Consider the following 449-nt stretch of genomic DNA (forward strand, 5'->3'; position numbering starts at 1 on the left):
CCTTAATTAAATATTGATCGGTGTCAGGCTGACGCAGAAGCCATGCTTTGTAATCAGGCGGAATGTCCTTAATGAGCATTCCCTTGTGCTTTCCAAATGTCATGCGTACAGGTATTCGAGCTATTTCAGATCGCTTCCACAGATCCTCCCACGACTCAATAGCTCCAAGTTTTTTTACTATATGTTTGAGTATCAGCATGCAGTTAATGACATCACTCACTGCGGAATGCGCCTTGCCCTGCAAACGCTCCCTAGCCTCGTTTCTGGCTAAAAAATAAATCATTACTGACTGGTTATGAGAATCAAGTTCAGGCCACAGGTACCGGGATAACGCCAGAGTACAAATGCGCTTTATGTTTGGCTTTCCTGCTGCCATCCAGTCAAAATCAACGTTATGGCCAATCAGATAATCCACGTCTGCCGGAAGAGCAAAACTGCATGAAGGTGCG

1 protein-coding gene is annotated in these 449 nt (G+C 45.2%); it reads right to left on the bottom strand.

What is annotated here, in order from left to right; genetic code table 11:
• Window positions 1-449, bottom strand: a 449-nt coding sequence (locus C7H79_RS17410; RefSeq protein ID WP_172592507.1) for a 3'-5' exonuclease family protein, incomplete at both ends; no start/stop codon positions are given.

Origin of the sequence: Nitrosomonas supralitoralis (genome assembly GCF_003011925.2) — a bacterium.
Classification (GTDB): domain Bacteria; phylum Pseudomonadota; class Gammaproteobacteria; order Burkholderiales; family Nitrosomonadaceae; genus Nitrosomonas; species Nitrosomonas supralitoralis.